16 protein-coding genes are annotated in these 14,871 nt (G+C 35.3%); all 16 read right to left on the reverse strand.

Going from position 1 to position 14,871, the window contains the following annotated elements; translation table 11 throughout:
• Window positions 1-65: 65 nt before the first annotated feature.
• Window positions 66-500: a dUTP diphosphatase gene (dut, locus tag EKM00_RS03575; protein ID WP_126515260.1), complete on the reverse strand. Its 435-nt coding sequence runs from the start codon at window positions 498-500 to the stop codon at window positions 66-68.
• 179 nt (window positions 501-679) lie between these two features.
• The gene (locus tag EKM00_RS03580) at window positions 680-2,146 is read right to left on the reverse strand and encodes a lipopolysaccharide biosynthesis protein (RefSeq protein WP_126515261.1); all 1,467 of its coding nucleotides are present in this window, start codon (window positions 2,144-2,146) and stop codon (window positions 680-682) included.
• A gap of 121 nt (window positions 2,147-2,267) precedes the next feature.
• A complete protein-coding gene (locus EKM00_RS03585) occupies window positions 2,268-2,729 on the reverse strand; it encodes a hypothetical protein (RefSeq protein WP_126515262.1) in 462 nt (153 codons plus the stop codon).
• A 10-nt stretch (window positions 2,730-2,739) separates the two neighbouring features.
• A complete protein-coding gene (locus EKM00_RS03590; protein WP_126515263.1) occupies window positions 2,740-3,183 on the reverse strand; it encodes a GNAT family N-acetyltransferase in 444 nt (147 codons plus the stop codon).
• Window positions 3,184-3,272: 89 nt separating this feature from the next.
• Window positions 3,273-4,133, reverse strand: a complete 861-nt coding sequence (gene atpG / locus EKM00_RS03595) for an ATP synthase F1 subunit gamma (protein ID WP_126515264.1) — start codon at window positions 4,131-4,133, stop codon at window positions 3,273-3,275.
• A 98-nt stretch (window positions 4,134-4,231) separates the two neighbouring features.
• Complete coding sequence (gene atpA, locus EKM00_RS03600; protein WP_126457785.1) at window positions 4,232-5,809, reverse strand: F0F1 ATP synthase subunit alpha; 1,578 nt, start codon at window positions 5,807-5,809, stop codon at window positions 4,232-4,234.
• A gap of 38 nt (window positions 5,810-5,847) precedes the next feature.
• Window positions 5,848-6,381 carry an ATP synthase F1 subunit delta gene (atpH, locus tag EKM00_RS03605; protein ID WP_126455011.1) on the reverse strand — a complete coding sequence of 178 codons (534 nt, stop codon included), beginning with the start codon at window positions 6,379-6,381 and terminating at the stop codon, window positions 5,848-5,850.
• Between the two features lie 5 nt (window positions 6,382-6,386).
• Window positions 6,387-6,887: a F0F1 ATP synthase subunit B gene (locus tag EKM00_RS03610; RefSeq protein ID WP_126455009.1), complete on the reverse strand. Its 501-nt coding sequence runs from the start codon at window positions 6,885-6,887 to the stop codon at window positions 6,387-6,389.
• 117 nt (window positions 6,888-7,004) lie between these two features.
• Window positions 7,005-7,196, reverse strand: coding sequence for an ATP synthase F0 subunit C (gene atpE / locus EKM00_RS03615; RefSeq protein ID WP_073353856.1), 192 nt, complete (start codon window positions 7,194-7,196; stop codon window positions 7,005-7,007).
• Between the two features lie 106 nt (window positions 7,197-7,302).
• Window positions 7,303-8,439 carry a F0F1 ATP synthase subunit A gene (atpB, locus tag EKM00_RS03620; RefSeq protein ID WP_126515265.1) on the reverse strand — a complete coding sequence of 379 codons (1,137 nt, stop codon included), beginning with the start codon at window positions 8,437-8,439 and terminating at the stop codon, window positions 7,303-7,305.
• A gap of 120 nt (window positions 8,440-8,559) precedes the next feature.
• Window positions 8,560-8,952: a hypothetical protein gene (locus EKM00_RS03625; RefSeq protein WP_126515266.1), complete on the reverse strand. Its 393-nt coding sequence runs from the start codon at window positions 8,950-8,952 to the stop codon at window positions 8,560-8,562.
• A gap of 101 nt (window positions 8,953-9,053) precedes the next feature.
• A complete protein-coding gene (locus tag EKM00_RS03630; RefSeq protein ID WP_126455003.1) occupies window positions 9,054-9,281 on the reverse strand; it encodes an AtpZ/AtpI family protein in 228 nt (75 codons plus the stop codon).
• Entirely contained in the window at window positions 9,247-9,657 is a 411-nt protein-coding gene (locus EKM00_RS03635) for a bactofilin family protein (RefSeq protein WP_126455001.1), read from the reverse strand. The genes EKM00_RS03630 and EKM00_RS03635 overlap by 35 nt, the downstream gene beginning before the upstream one ends.
• Window positions 9,658-9,659: 2 nt before the next feature.
• Window positions 9,660-12,284, reverse strand: coding sequence for a type IX secretion system periplasmic lipoprotein PorW/SprE (porW, locus tag EKM00_RS03640; RefSeq protein ID WP_370453917.1), 2,625 nt, complete (start codon window positions 12,282-12,284; stop codon window positions 9,660-9,662).
• A 324-nt stretch (window positions 12,285-12,608) separates the two neighbouring features.
• The gene (locus tag EKM00_RS03645; protein ID WP_126454999.1) at window positions 12,609-13,304 is read right to left on the reverse strand and encodes an ABC transporter ATP-binding protein; all 696 of its coding nucleotides are present in this window, start codon (window positions 13,302-13,304) and stop codon (window positions 12,609-12,611) included.
• A 50-nt stretch (window positions 13,305-13,354) separates the two neighbouring features.
• Window positions 13,355-14,824 carry a DUF5687 family protein gene (locus tag EKM00_RS03650; protein ID WP_126515267.1) on the reverse strand — a complete coding sequence of 490 codons (1,470 nt, stop codon included), beginning with the start codon at window positions 14,822-14,824 and terminating at the stop codon, window positions 13,355-13,357.
• Window positions 14,825-14,871 lie beyond the last annotated feature (47 nt).

The raw sequence follows: 14,871 nt of genomic DNA on the forward strand, positions 1-14,871 counted from the left end.
AAACGATTGAAAAATTTAAAGATTATCGCAAATCTTTAAATTTTTCAATCTTTAAATTATTAAATTTATTTCACTCCAGTACTTCCAAAACCGCCTTCTCCTCTGGAGGTTTCTGTCAGCTCTTGTACTTGAATCCACTCTGCACGTTCGTGTTTTGCGATGATGAGTTGCGCAATGCGTTCTCCGTTTTGGATAACAAAATCTTCATTGGATAAATTTACTAAAATAACTCCGATTTCACCCCGATAATCAGCATCTACTGTTCCAGGAGCGTTCAACACCGTAATTCCGTTTTTAGCAGCGAGACCGCTTCGAGGTCTTACTTGCGCTTCGTACCCTATAGGTAATTCTATAAAAAGACCTGTTTTTACAATGGCTCTTTCCAGTGGTTTTAGTGTTATGGATTCCGATAAGTTGGCTCGTAAGTCCATTCCTGCTGAGGCTATGGTTTCATAGTTAGGCAAGGCATGTTGTGATTTGTTGATGATGTTTATTGTCATTGTTTTTTTATTTTGATGTGCTGTAGGGACAAGTCGCGACTTGTCCCTACTTGTCCGTATATGTTCTTTTGTATTGTTTTCGATTTTTTAGCCCTGATTGAAGCGGCATCCTTTTCTTTTTTTCTTTAAAAAAGAAAAGATACAGCAAAAAGCAGGAAATAGCTCCTAAAAACTAGATTCTAATTCTTTTTTCGGTTCAATATTTTGATTAATAATTCTTTCTCGTTGTAGTAAATAAAATATAGGAATGCTAACAATAGCGGCACTCCAACTAAATAATTTTCTCTAAAGCCATAAAATGAAACTGCTGAAAAACCTATGGAAATCACTAAATACATGGCAATTTTATTGGTTTCGTACGGTATGGGGTAATATTTATTCCCAAAATAGTAGGAGATACACATCATGCTCCCATAAGCCGAAATGGTGGCAATTGCAGAACCGTAATAACTCATTGTAGGAATTAAAAGAAAGTTTAATGCTAAGGTAATGATGGCTCCCACTATAGAAATGTATGCACCAATATGCGTTTTGTCAATGAGTTTGTACCAAACGGAAAGGTTGGTGTAAATGCCTAGGAAAAAATTAGCCAAAATAATTAATGGTACTACTTTCATGGCTTCCCAATAGGAATCATCTCGGATCATAATAACTTTGAGCACATCGGCAAAAACGATGACGGACAGTAATATAAACGACCCAAAAATGACAAAATATTTGGTAATTGTAGCGTAGGTTTGTGGCGCATCTTTACTATTAGAATGGCTAAAAAAGAAGGGTTCGATTCCCAAAGTATAGGCAGTTCGGTACAAAACCATGAACAAACCAAGCTTGTAACAGGCGGAATAAACGCCGACTTCGGCATCAGCAATGTCAGGAGGCAATAAGTATCCCAGTAAAATTTTGTCGAATTGTTCGTTGATGGCAAATGCGATTCCAGCGACCATTATTGGCATACCGTATTGCATCATGCGTTTCCAAAGCGAATAATCAAACTGCCATTTGAGTTTGAAATAATTGGGGGACAGCAGTATAAATGTAAGTAAGCTCGCCGCGATATTGGACACAAAAATATAACCTATTTGAAAATCTTCCAGATATAAAGAACGTAAGATACTGTCCGGATTTGATTCTGCAATCGCGGGTAAATAACTCAAAAAGAAAAGGTTCAGAAAAAGATTGACGGCTACATTTCCTATTTTGATTATGGCGTATCTTACGGGTTGCTGGTTGACCCTTAATTTAGAGAACGGAACAATAACCAATGCATCAAGCACTAAAATCCAAATGGTGTATGTAATATATTGTTCATCAATTCCTGACCAAAGCGCTAATGTGTTTCGAAAAAGTAATGCTATGAATAAAAAGGTAAGTGAAGTCCAGAAGATCGACACTGAGGTTGTTTCAACTACTGAATTCTTGTTTGTTTCTTTATTGTAAAACCTAAAAAACGCGGTTTCCATTCCGTATGCAAGAATGACATTAAAGAAAATCATGGAGGCAAAAATTATGGAAACCTTCCCATACTCCGCTTTAGGAAGTAGATCCGTATATAAAGGCACCAATAAGAAACTAAACATTCGCGGGACAACCGTTGCTAATCCGTAAATCGCGGTCTGTTTAAAAAGATTTTTATATAATCCCAAAATGGTGTTTTTATTAAAATTAAAGAGCCAAAAATAACTAATTCTTTGGTTAAATACACTGAAGTGAATGTTTGTTTTGAAAGAGAAAAATCAATTACAAAAGCTTTTCAATTGCAAAAAATTATCGCAAGGGTTTTTCTAGGACATTCGATATTTTATAAAAAAGGGTTTTACCGTCTTTCGTATATTCCAAAACTACTTCATTGAATTTTAAATCAAATTTAGATTTTTGAACGACTGGTGCCTTATTGCCATATTCTTTGGCGGGATTCCTATTCAAAATTAAATCTTCTTTTTTATTACTTTGATAAAAATGTGATACAAAAGTATTTTTAGTAATTTCACTCACCGGGGATTCTTCATTGTGAAAATAGATTTTCTCCAATTTGATGTTGTTTGCAAGCGGTTTTTTGAATTCGATATAAAAATTGATCACGCTGCTTTCCGTACCTTTTTTGACTTTTTGGTAGAATACTGATTGTATTTCTTGAGGAAATTCCGTTTGAAGTTCGTGCTTCATGGCACAAAAAGTAAGGCTGATAGCGGTAATCGCTGAGAAAAAAATTGTTTTATATCCTTTCATAATTTTCTATTTAACTTAGTCCTTCTTCGTTTAAAATTTTGAGAAAATGAAATCCTTTTGGGATATACCCTTGATTGTAATAAAAGCGATGCGCAGTATAGTTTCCTGTAAAAGCATCTAAAACGATCATGGTACAGCCGAGTTCTTTTGCTTTAGCATCGACATAATCCGTCAACATTTTGCCAATTCCTTTCTTGCGGTGTTCTGGATGCACAATAAAATTATCAATTTCCAGGTACTTGCCAGACCATAATTTAGTCCCAGACCATAATCCGGAGAGTCCTACACATACATCGCCTTCAAAAACGGCTACCTGTTTGTAATTATGAGGAATCATCTCCGTAAGATACGATTGGTATTTTTTTACCGTAAATGTGGGGTATAAAAATCGCATTACTTCAATGTTTTCAAGCATTTCTTCTACTGTGCTGAGTTCTCTAATTTTTAATTGCATTCTTCCTAGTATTATTTTAAACTATAAAATTAAACAAAAAAAGAGTCACGCTATGCGTGACTCTTTATATATTTTGAATCAATAATCTATTATCCATTCAACGCTTCAGCACCACCAACAATCTCTAAGATTTCGTTAGTAATAGAAGCCTGACGCGCTTTATTATATGTTAATTTCAATTGATTTCTCATTTCCGTCGCATTATCAGTTGCTTTATGCATCGCAGTCATACGCGCTCCGTGCTCTGAAGCAAATGAATCCCGAATTCCTTTATACAATTGTGTTTTTAATGATTTTGGAATTAAAGTCAACACGATTTCTTCTTTTGAAGGTTCAAAAATATAATCACCAGTTGAAACTGTAAGATCAGATTTTATAGGTGCCAATGGCAAAAATTGTTCGGTTTGAACGATTTGTGTTGCGGCATTTTTAAATTGGTTATAAATCAACTCAATTTTATCATATTCTCCTGAAACGAATTTCTCAGTTAATCTATCCGCAATTTTAGCTACAGCATCAAAAGTCAAGTCATCAAAAACAACGCTTTGATTATCAACCACTGAATGTGTTTTACTCAAAACATCATTTCCTTTTTTGCCAATAGCAAAAATATCCACTTGCTTCCCTGTATAAAATTCAACACGACTTTTTGCTTCTTTGATTGCATTCGTATTAAAAGCACCCGCTAAACCTCTGTTAGAAGTTATTACAACTAATAATACTTTCTTGATCTCTCGTTGTGTAGTAAACTCTCCTCCTATCTCACCATCAAGCGTGGCAGAAAGATTTTGCAATAATTCCGTTAATTTTTCGGCATAAGGGCGCATTGCTGTGATTGCATCTTGTGCTTTCTTTAGCTTTGCTGCAGAAACCATTTTCATTGCCGATGTAATTTGCATCGTAGATGAAACGGAAGTAATTCTATTACGGATTTCCTTTAAATTTGCCATTTTATATTAGTCTAATGTCGTAAAGTCATAAAGTCTAAAGTCCTCAAAAGCAGATAAACTGACTTTAAGACTTTCGACTTTACAACTTTTGACTAGTTTTAGTTATATTTTGCTGATAATTCTTTTGCCACAGATTCAATTACATCTGTAATTTCGTCTGTTAATTTTCCTGCTTTTAAAGCGTCAAGAGTTGCTCTGTGTTTGTTGTTCAAGAATTCCAAGAAATCTTTCTCAAATTCTCTTACTTTGTTCACAGGAACATTTCTCAATAAGTTTTTAGAACCAGCATAGATAATCGCAACTTGATCTTCAACAGTATATGGATCGTTCAAACCTTGTTTCAAGATTTCAACGTTTCTTCTTCCTTTTTCAATTACGTTTAAAGTAACGGCATCAAGATCAGAACCAAATTTAGCAAACGCTTCTAATTCACGGAATTGTGCTTGATCCAATTTCAATGTACCTGCTACTTTTTTCATTGATTTAATTTGGGCATTTCCTCCAACACGAGATACCGAAATACCTACGTTAATTGCCGGACGAACCCCAGAGTTAAACAAATCTCCATCAAGGAAAATTTGACCATCTGTAATAGAAATTACGTTTGTTGGGATGTATGCAGAAACGTCACCAGCTTGAGTTTCAATAATTGGCAGCGCAGTCAATGAACCACCACCTTTTACAATTGATTTCAATGAATCTGGTAAATCGTTCATGTCTTTAGCAATTCCATCATCAGCAATTACTTTACAAGCACGTTCTAATAATCTACTGTGAAGGTAGAAAACGTCTCCAGGATATGCTTCGCGTCCCGGTGGTCTTCTCAATAACAGAGATACCTCACGGTATGCAACCGCTTGTTTAGATAAATCATCATAAACAATTAAAGCCGGACGACCTGAATCTCTAAAATATTCTCCAATTGCAGCACCTGCGAAAGGAGCATACACTTGCATTGGAGCTGGATCAGAAGCATTTGCAGCAACAATAATGGTATATGCCATTGCGCCTTTTTCTTCTAACATTTTAGCAATTCCTGCTACAGTCGAAGCTTTTTGTCCAATAGCAACATAGATACAAAATACTGGTTTCCCAGCATCGTAAAATTCTTTTTGATTTAAGATAGTATCGATACAAACAGTTGATTTACCTGTTTGACGGTCACCAATAACTAGCTCACGTTGTCCACGACCTACTGGAATCATAGCATCTACTGCTTTTATTCCTGTTTGTAATGGCTCAGTAACGGGTTGACGGAAGATAACTCCAGGAGCTTTTCTTTCTAACGGCATTTCGTATAAGTCTCCACCGATTGGTCCTTTTCCATCAATAGGAAAACCAAGTGTGTTTACTACACGACCTACCATTTGTTCTCCTACTTTAAGAGAAGCAATACGTTGTGTTCTTTTAGCAGTTGAACCTTCTTTGATTCCTGTAGATGGTCCTAAAAGTACCACACCTACATTATCTTCTTCAAGATTCAAAACAATAGCTTCTAATCCATTGTCAAATTCAACTAACTCTCCATATTGAACATTCGAAAGCCCGTAAACACGAGCAATACCATCTCCAACTTGAAGTACTGTTCCTACTTCTTCTAGTGTAGCACCAGATTCAAAACCTTCTACTTGCTTTCTTAATATTGCTGAAATTTCAGCAGGTTTGATTTCCGCCATCTTAATTTATAATTTAGACACTTAAATGTGCAATAAAACTAATTACTTAACTCTCTTTTTAATACTTGTAATCTGTTGGCTACTGAAGCATTGTATTGCTTGTCGCCTATTCTAAGAATAAATCCTCCAATGATTGAAGCATCTACTATATTTTCTATTGTGATTTTTTTATCCGAAAGGGTTGCAATTTTAGCCAAAACTTTAGCTTCTAATGCTGCATCCATAAGAATCGCTGTAGTAACCTGCGCTACTTCAATACCATTCATAATATCCGATAATTTACTGTACTCTATGGCAATTGCTTCTAGAATTTCGAATCTTTTGTTTTCAAATAATAAATGAAACAACCCTTGAGTTACGCCATTTATACCGGCAAAAACTTCTAACAGTGCTTTTTCTTTTACCTCCACTTTCATGGTCGGGTTTTGAATAAAAGTACTCAATTCTAAATTACCCTTAATTGTCGAAGCAATCAATTTCATGTCGTTATTTACAACTTCGGCAACACCTTTTGAGTTTGCTAAGTCTAGAATTGCTTTTGCATAGCGAATTGCTGCTCTTGTACTTGCCATAATTGTTAGTTTAACTTTACATCACCTAACATTTTCTCAACTAATTTAGTTTGAGCTTCTTTGTTAGATAATTCGTCTTTCAATATTTTTTCTGCGATATTCAATGACAATGTTGAAACTTGTAATTTCAATTCGGCCATGGCTGCATTTTTTTCACTTTCAATTGCTGCTTTCGCTTGCTCGATCATTTTTAATCCTTGAGCCTGTGCTTCATTTTTTGCATCAGCAACCATTTTCTCTTTTATTTCACGAGCGTCTTTAAGCATGTTGTCACGCTCTAATCTTGCTTCTTGTAAAATACGTTGGTTGTCAGCTTGAAGATTTTGCATTTCTTTTCTAGCGTTTTCAGCAGATAGTAAGGCATTTTTGATTCCTTCTTCTCTATCATTAACTGCATCCAGAATTGGTTTCCAAGCGAATTTTTTTAACAAGAATATCAATCCTACAAATATTACTATTTGCCAAATAAACAAACCAAACGAAAAATCATTTATTAACTTATCCATTATATCTAATTATAAATTTTAAAGTATGAATTGCTTTTAATCGCAATTTGTAATGTTTTAATTTTAAAAACAATAGTTACAACCAACCGTTGTAACTATTGTTTTTTTTAGTTTTAATTAAGATGCGAATAACGCAGCAAAACCAATACCTTCAATAAGTGCAGCTGCGATAAGCATAGCTGTTTGGATTTTTCCAGAAGCTTCTGGTTGACGAGCAATAGCGTCCATTGCTGAACCACCAATTCTACCAATACCTAAACCCGCTCCGATAACGATTAAACCTGCTCCTACAATAGTTGGAATTTCCATAATATATAAATTAAAAATTAAACATTTTTATTAATAGTCTAAAGTTGTAAGGTCGAATGTCATAAAGTTAAGGTGACTTTTAAACTTTCAACGTTTGACTTTCGACTTAATGGTGAGCCTCTTCGTGATGATGCTCTTCGTTTCCTGCTCCAAAATAAAGTGCGGATAACATAGTGAAAATATACGCTTGTAAAAAAGCTACTAATATTTCAAGAATCATAAGCACAAATGCCAATCCAAATGACAAACTGCTTCCAATCCAACTTTTAAAAATAAACATTAAACCAATGATACTCATCAAAACTACGTGTCCTGCTAAAATATTAGCGTACAAACGGATCATTAATGAAAATGGTTTGATGATGGTTCCCAATAATTCAATTGGCGCCAAAATAAATTTCATTGGAGTTGGCACCCCTGGCATCCAGAAAATGTGTGCCCAGTAATTTTTATTGGCTGAGAAAGTGGTAATTACATACGTCAAAATAGCCAGCGATGCTGTTATAGCAATATTTCCCGTTATATTGAATCCCAGTGGCGTTAACCCTAAAATGTTTAGAAATAAAATAAAGAAAAATATCGTTAACAAGTAACTCATGTATTTCTTATAATTTTTTTCTCCAATATTTGGTATAGCAATTTCGTCTCTGACATACAAAACAATCGGTTCAAATATGCGTCCGGCTCCTGAAGCAATTCCTCCGTTTTTAGTATATGATTTTGCTAAACCTTTAAACAAGATAAACATTAAAATGGCGACAAACAAAATACCAACCACACTTTTAGTGATGGATAAATCAAGTGGCGTTACATTAGTAGGATGACCATGTTCGCCTTCTGTTAAAGTTCCGTCCGCAGCTGTTTTGTATATTTTTTCGTGGTGCAATACGTAGAAGTTTCCATTGTGTTCTGCTGTTTCTTCACCATAATGAAATTTTGAAGAAGAAAATACTTGCAAACCATTGTCCCAAAGGATAACAGGCAATGAGAAACCATTATGTGATCCTGATTCTTTATCCGCATTAAAGGTAAAAGAATGTGAATCTAAAAGGTGATGATTGATAAATTCCTTAATTTCAGATTTTACATCTGTTGGTTCAGCATGAGCTCCTTCAGCTGCCTCATGAGCAACTTCTGTTTTTACTTTCACAGAATCCTGTTCCGGATTTGCAAAACTAATTAAAGGAAGACACGCTACTAAAGTCGCTACTATGAATCTAAGTGGTTTGTTTGAAATCACCATAACAGTTAATTATCTTAATTTATTACGTTTCTGAAATTTGGTGCAAATGTACATCTTTTATTAATATGCAAAAGAATATAAAAAATTATTTTTGATGGATTTGTTCCTTAAAAAATATATTTATTGCTTTTCGTTTAAGATACGTATTGTTAATATCGTTTCGATTGCCAAAAAGAGAATAAACATCATAAAAAAATTAATTTTCTCTACTGATTTAATTTCAATTGTAACCCGCAATATAGGCTTTAAAATCAAATAACAAACTATCATTTTGATACTGGTGCTCAAAAGAAATGACATGCCTACATTATCAAAACTTCGTTCTTTCACTTTCAGCAAAACCACAAATACCATAATTGACAACGCCAAGAACAGCAGGTATAGGGTTTCTATCGAATAGTAAAAAGTGGTGTCATTTATGTGCAAAACATAAAAAACAACTCTATGAATACCGTAAGCCAATCCCGCAAGCACCAATAAAGGCAGCAGTGGTTTGTATTTTTTTAAATTCATTGTATTTGTTTTTTGCCGCAAAGGCACTCAGGCGCAACGTTATTTTAATTTGTAAAATCGGAACGTGTTACGATTGGTTTTACGCTTTTTATTTTGAAAAATTACTGCGTTTTATTGATTTCGTTTACCTGACGGATTACATTGTACAATGCCAAAACCACGCCAACCATCACTACAATTTTACTGTAATATACTCTTGGATGGGGATAATTCTCGTCTAACCAGTCCCCAAGATAGGAAAACAAAAATATGATAACTCCCATTTGAATTGGAATATTAATGAACTGCAGCCATTTATTCGCTCTTTTCGGAGGTGGTTTGTTGTCCATCGTTTTGCATTACATTTTTAATATTTGTTTTCATGGCACAAGATGCACTAAAATCAGCGCCTGGCTCTACTGCTAATTTCCCTACAATAACTTCTCCATGAATACTGGCCTTTGATTTTACATTCAATACTTCGGTTACCTGAATTTTACCTTCAAATTTTCCTTCGATGTCCGCATTTTTGCATACAATATCTCCAGTGACACTTCCTGCGGGTCCAATCACTATTTTTCCTTCTGACTGAAAATTACCAATTAAATTTCCGTCTAATCTAAAATCAGCCTGCGAAATAATATCGCCTTTTATCGTAGTTCCTTCAACAATCCGATTCGTTTTTCCTAAAAGATCGGTATAGGATTTTGCTTTTTTATCAAACATAATTATTGCTTTTTTGGTACCAAATACGTTTCGAGATTTTTCTTGATTTGGATTACTTTGTAGTTTTCACCTGAAACCACTATTGCGGCATCCGTGATTTTATATTTTATGTTCTCTGCTAAAACCAATGTTATGTCAGTTGCATAAACCCGTGATTTTATACCGTGAATGGTAATGAAATTTTCTTTCTCCGTATAAATATCATAGGAATAATATAGTTTCTGAAGATTTTCACTGGCTATGAACATTTTGATTTTTTCTTCCACTGCTTTTGTATTTTTATCGTCACGAGAACCTACTTGATATAGAATTTTCCAATTATTTGAATCCGTTGTATTCAACTCCATTTTCTCTAAAAACGGGATTTGGTCATTCAAAATAACCTGTGCTCCTTTGCCTTCTTCGCTATTTGGATAATTATCAGCCACCTCTTGTAATGCGTTTTTGTAGGCCGTCACACCTTTTAGTTTTCCAATGGCACTTGCTTTGAGCAATTCGAATTTAGATACAATATCCTCGCCTGAAAATTGAGTAATCAAGCTGTCTGAATGCTCTATAACGGCAATAAATTGCTCTTCTTGGAATGCTTTATACCACTTAGCATAGACGCTTTCCGGGGTTTCGGTTTGAGAAATTGCATCCGGATTGGTGTTGTTAATTATTTGTGCATAACGCGAATCCGGAAACCGAATTGTTATCTCCTTTTTCATCGTAGTTGCCATGTTTACATCGGTGATTTGATATAATTTATACAAATTATACATCGCTGGAAGCACCAGTTTTTCCTCTGGATTATTGTTTAATAATTGTTCCAATTTTGCAATAGCCAAACTATTTTCTTTGAATTTTTCCTTATAAATAATACCCAATTGATAGTAAGCAAAATTACGTTCTTTGGCTATACTGTCTACCTCGATTTGTGCCGTAGGAAGCTGTTTCAGGTAAAAATCTGGTGTATGTTCTTCTATAATTTTATTTGATTCCGTTTTCTTTTCAACGGATTGACTGTCCTCAACCGAAGCAGCACCCAAAGTTGGGTTAGCATTTCCTGATGAAAGTCTCCAATTCCCATTTAAAGTCCTTTCTCCCCAATTTTTCTTGAAGTCTACTTTTCCAAAAGCAACTGTTGTAGGATTATAAAAATAGAAACTACCCGCTGATTGGGTCGTCTCGCTGGGAATGGTTGGTGGCATCATGGGTGATATCCGAATGGGTTTTGCGGACTCTTGATCTGAAGCCGGATCTCCCGATCCAATCGAATTATTCCGCTCTATATTTTCCTGTTTTGCTTTATTTTGCTCCGCTAAAAGTCTTTTGACTTCCTCTTTTTCTTTTAGTTGAACGATATACTTTTCAAAATAAGTTTGACGATCCACAGGGTTCATCGCCACCACATTCAGAATGCTGTCATTTCGCTTTGCAAGCGCTTCATACAAAATCACCTCATCGAGATTGCTTCTTATTTTTTGTATTTTATTAAACTCCCTTGATTTTGTATTCAATTTAACCAAGGTACTGTCATAATATTTTGCCGCCACAGGATAATCCGCATTTCTAAAATACAGGTTTCCTAAATTTCTATAATTTGAAGCTACTAAATAGGTGTCTTTTGAACTGGTCTTTAACGAGGCGTTATAAAAATCTAAGGCTTGTTCCTGTCTGTTTTGTTTATCATAAAACACTGCCATTTGATGAAAAATCATATCTTTATAAGGCCTGTTTTCTCTGTCTTCTATTAATTCATCGTAAGTTTCAACAAAAGAATTAAAATCTCCCTTTTCATAATCAAACAATTCGGCTTTTTTGGCATGCGCCTGAATGACAAATCTTCTTTCGGATTTTCGGTTCATGTCAATCACGGATTGATAGGAAGCAACCGCGCTGTCTTTGTATCCTAATCCCTGATACAGTTGTCCCAAAACAAAACGGTATCGTGCTTTTTCCTGATTTATTTTAGTGTATTCAATCGCGTTTTTGATCTTAGCAACAGCGCTGTCTTTTTCTTCTAAATTAAAAAAAGAAGCGGCCAAAAGGGCATTTGCATCCGCAAAAACTTGATTTTTAAGGTCGTGATCTTCTACTAATTTACTAATGTTTTTTATGACCAAAGCATCATTTCCCAGACGCATGTTTGTTTTTTCCCGCCAAATTTTGGCTTCATAAATCTTGCTGCTGTTTGGATATTTGTAGAGAATGTAATTGAAAGCATCGAGTGCCGGAACAAATCGCTGGTCGTAATACCTGGCTTTTCCAAGCATCAGATACGCTTCGTCTATTTGACTGTTTTTTTCTCTGCCACCAATGTTCATCGAATGTTTTTGAATGGCTTTGGTCGCTTTGGCTTCTGCCAATTCAAAATCGGTATTTTTAGGTTTTGTTGTGGAAGTAAAATCTTCTACAATTTGCATTTTTTCTACCGGCAGAAGTTGCCAAAAATCATCATCGCTATTGGCATTTACCGCCAGAACTCCTTTATCCAATCCTACTTGACCGTTATATAAAATATTATACTTGGTACTTAACGCGTGTGAATTTCTTGCCATAAAAGTATCTCTCTTGGTAGAACAGGCTACCAAAAAAGAAAAAAAGAAAAAGAAAAATAACTGCTTGAATCTATTGATTTTCAATGGAAAACGTTTTTTATCAATTAACTAGTAAATACCCGTTTTAGTATATTTAGTGGTAAAAATACATTTCTTTTTGCTATCGTGAAAATTATGGTGTTATATTTCGGTTTTCCTATCGTGCGTAAGGGATGGAAGCGGCATCCCTCGCTTTTTAGCGTGGATACAGCGTACAGCCCGACCCGAAGTTGCGAGGAGGAACGACGAAGCAATCACGGAGGGTTACGCCCAAAAAAAACCGCTAATTCGCAAACTGAACATTTAAATTAATAAATGCAATTAGCAAATTAGCGGTAAAAGTTTAGTCTACGACTGTTGCGTTGAATTTTAAACGGCAAAAAATAGTTCTAATTCCTTTAAGGTTTCCTCCGAAGTTTGAATGTCTTTGACCACTTCGCCTTTGTGCAGCGCAACAATCCTGTTGCTGACCTCAACGGTGTGCAGTAAATCGTGGCTAGAAACCAGAACGGTTACTTCCGGATTATCCGCTAAATCCTTGATGATTTTTTTTAATCGAAATTGGGTCGTGGGATCTAAATTGGCAAACGGCTCATCCAGAATAATGACTTCCGGATTCCCAATTAAAGTGGCGATGATGCCTACTTTTTTCTGGTTCCCCTTGGATAAATCGCGTAAATATTTCTTGTTATTGAGGATTTCTCCGTTGAAAAACTCTTCGTGTGTTGCCAGTAAAGCATCCACATCGGCTTTGTTTTGTCCGCGTAAATCGCCAATGAAATAAAAATATTCTTCGGGCGTCAAGTACCCAATGAGAAAGCTTTCGTCCAAGAAAGAAGCGGTGAACGGTTTCCAGTTTTCGCTGGTGTTTACCTGAATGTCATTGTTGATAATATTTCCCGTTGATGGCTGAATTAAATCTAATAAAAGACTGAAAAAAGTGGTTTTTCCGGCTCCGTTATTCCCTACTAATCCAAAGCTTTCGCCTTTTTTTATTTCTAAAGTATCTATTTTTAATACGGTTGTTCCGTTGTATGTTTTCGAAAGGTTGTTTACTTGTATCATTTTTTGAAGTTTAGTCGGTTAACTGGTTGTTTGGATAATGTGATTGCTATTTATCCTTTTTGTTTGTAAGCCGCAATGGTTGCGTATTTCTCTGATTTATAGATTTTTTCAATCAAGGTAAAAACTTTGTCTTTGAATGCAAAACCTATTACTCCTGCCGAAGCCACTATGGCTAATCCCACATTAGCACCGGCTAGAGTAGAACCGGCCCAATACAGTAAAACGGGCAATCCTAATTGCGGCAGTGAAATTAGCATCGTTTTTACATTGAATGCTTTTTTATCTCCAAAAGCGCCTTTCCCGGAACTCAAATCGATTGGTGTTTTAGTGTACGCGCCACCCAATAAAACTAAATGAGAATTGACTCCAATGTTATAAATGGCACCCACAACAATGGTTAAATATACCTGCCATCCAAAGTAAAGATAAAACGAAGCAATGGTTGTAGTCACAATTGTAGCAATTACCATCAGCCACCACTTCGAACTCAAATAGCCTTTGTACGGAATGTTTTGCGTCATCATTAATGGATAATACGCGCTGTCCCAACTCGGTACAAATTGTCCGAAAGTGATTAAGAATCCACCCGAAACGAATATCCCTGCAAAAATATGCATTATAGGATTATTATACGCTTCAATCCCATTAGTAAAGAAAAGAAAGCCATAAAAAAGGAACATGACGCTCAATCCCACAGTGGTTTTAGAACGTTTGTTTCTTTTGATTAATTTTATGTCGTTTTTCAAGAAGGTTCCTATGGTTCCAAATTGGTTTAACCAAGTCAGCTCTTCTGTTTTGGCTTCATCATGTTTGTTTGACAACCCCGCATCGAGGTATAAATTCTTTTTGAAATACTGAAAAGTAATATAATATAGCACGATTAAAACCAAAACCGGAATGGCAAAAGCCCAATACGTATTGAAAATAGCATTAAAAAATGGCGCTGTAAACTCCGTAATATTAAAGAGTCCGTAATAGTGTAATCCTCCTAAAATAGCAGCTAGTGCTAAGAAAATGGCAAATAAATTGTCTTTATTACTCAGTAGAATATTCAGAAAATTGTTGGTAAATAGCAAAGAAAAGATTGCAGTGTACCAAAGCATTACGGAAACTACATCATAGCCTTCGATAATTAAAACAACACAAAACGGAATCAGGAAAAAACAGTGCACCAAATTGAAGAAGGACAAAACCGTCTTCCCTAGTGAGAAATGAACAATCGTGGATTTTTTTATGGGGAAAATTAACATGGGGCGAATGTTCATTACAGGAATTTTTTGCAACAGCAATCGGATGATTAAATCCATCAACACATAATAAATCAGGAATTGATTTACGGTAACAATTGGATCCAGATTCATTTTCTTCAGAATATAAAAAGCCCCGACTCCTAATGCCAAGAAAATTAAAATGAAATAAATGGCAACAAAACCCATCAGGATTTTCAAAGCCAAATTAGTTGCGAAGGAAGCTGACCTAAAAAATGCTTTCCATTCGAGATAAAGAAATTTTTGAATCATAGTTTGGTTCTTTTGGTTTTATAGTAGGTAGTCAAAATGAGAAAACG

The sequence above is a fragment of the Flavobacterium sp. RSP15 genome, assembly GCF_003968755.1.
Taxonomy (GTDB): Bacteria; Bacteroidota; Bacteroidia; order Flavobacteriales; family Flavobacteriaceae; genus Flavobacterium.

Excerpts from the sequence above, each read along its gene's own strand:
- dut (WP_126515260.1), bottom strand. The coding sequence starts at position 500 with ATGACAATAAACATCATCAACAAATCACAACATGCCTTGCCTAACTAT.
- EKM00_RS03585 (WP_126515262.1), bottom strand. The coding sequence starts at position 2,729 with ATGAAAGGATATAAAACAATTTTTTTCTCAGCGATTACCGCTATCAGC.
- EKM00_RS03590 (WP_126515263.1), bottom strand. The coding sequence starts at position 3,183 with ATGCAATTAAAAATTAGAGAACTCAGCACAGTAGAAGAAATGCTTGAA.
- atpG (WP_126515264.1), bottom strand. The coding sequence starts at position 4,133 with ATGGCAAATTTAAAGGAAATCCGTAATAGAATTACTTCCGTTTCATCT.
- atpA (WP_126457785.1), bottom strand. The coding sequence starts at position 5,809 with ATGGCGGAAATCAAACCTGCTGAAATTTCAGCAATATTAAGAAAGCAA.
- atpH (WP_126455011.1), bottom strand. The coding sequence starts at position 6,381 with ATGGCAAGTACAAGAGCAGCAATTCGCTATGCAAAAGCAATTCTAGAC.
- EKM00_RS03610 (WP_126455009.1), bottom strand. The coding sequence starts at position 6,887 with ATGGATAAGTTAATAAATGATTTTTCGTTTGGTTTGTTTATTTGGCAA.
- atpE (WP_073353856.1), bottom strand. The coding sequence starts at position 7,196 with ATGGAAATTCCAACTATTGTAGGAGCAGGTTTAATCGTTATCGGAGCG.
- atpB (WP_126515265.1), bottom strand. The coding sequence starts at position 8,439 with ATGGTGATTTCAAACAAACCACTTAGATTCATAGTAGCGACTTTAGTA.
- EKM00_RS03625 (WP_126515266.1), bottom strand. The coding sequence starts at position 8,952 with ATGAATTTAAAAAAATACAAACCACTGCTGCCTTTATTGGTGCTTGCG.
- EKM00_RS03630 (WP_126455003.1), bottom strand. The coding sequence starts at position 9,281 with ATGGACAACAAACCACCTCCGAAAAGAGCGAATAAATGGCTGCAGTTC.
- EKM00_RS03635 (WP_126455001.1), bottom strand. The coding sequence starts at position 9,657 with ATGTTTGATAAAAAAGCAAAATCCTATACCGATCTTTTAGGAAAAACG.
- EKM00_RS03645 (WP_126454999.1), bottom strand. The coding sequence starts at position 13,304 with ATGATACAAGTAAACAACCTTTCGAAAACATACAACGGAACAACCGTA.
- EKM00_RS03650 (WP_126515267.1), bottom strand. The coding sequence starts at position 14,824 with ATGATTCAAAAATTTCTTTATCTCGAATGGAAAGCATTTTTTAGGTCA.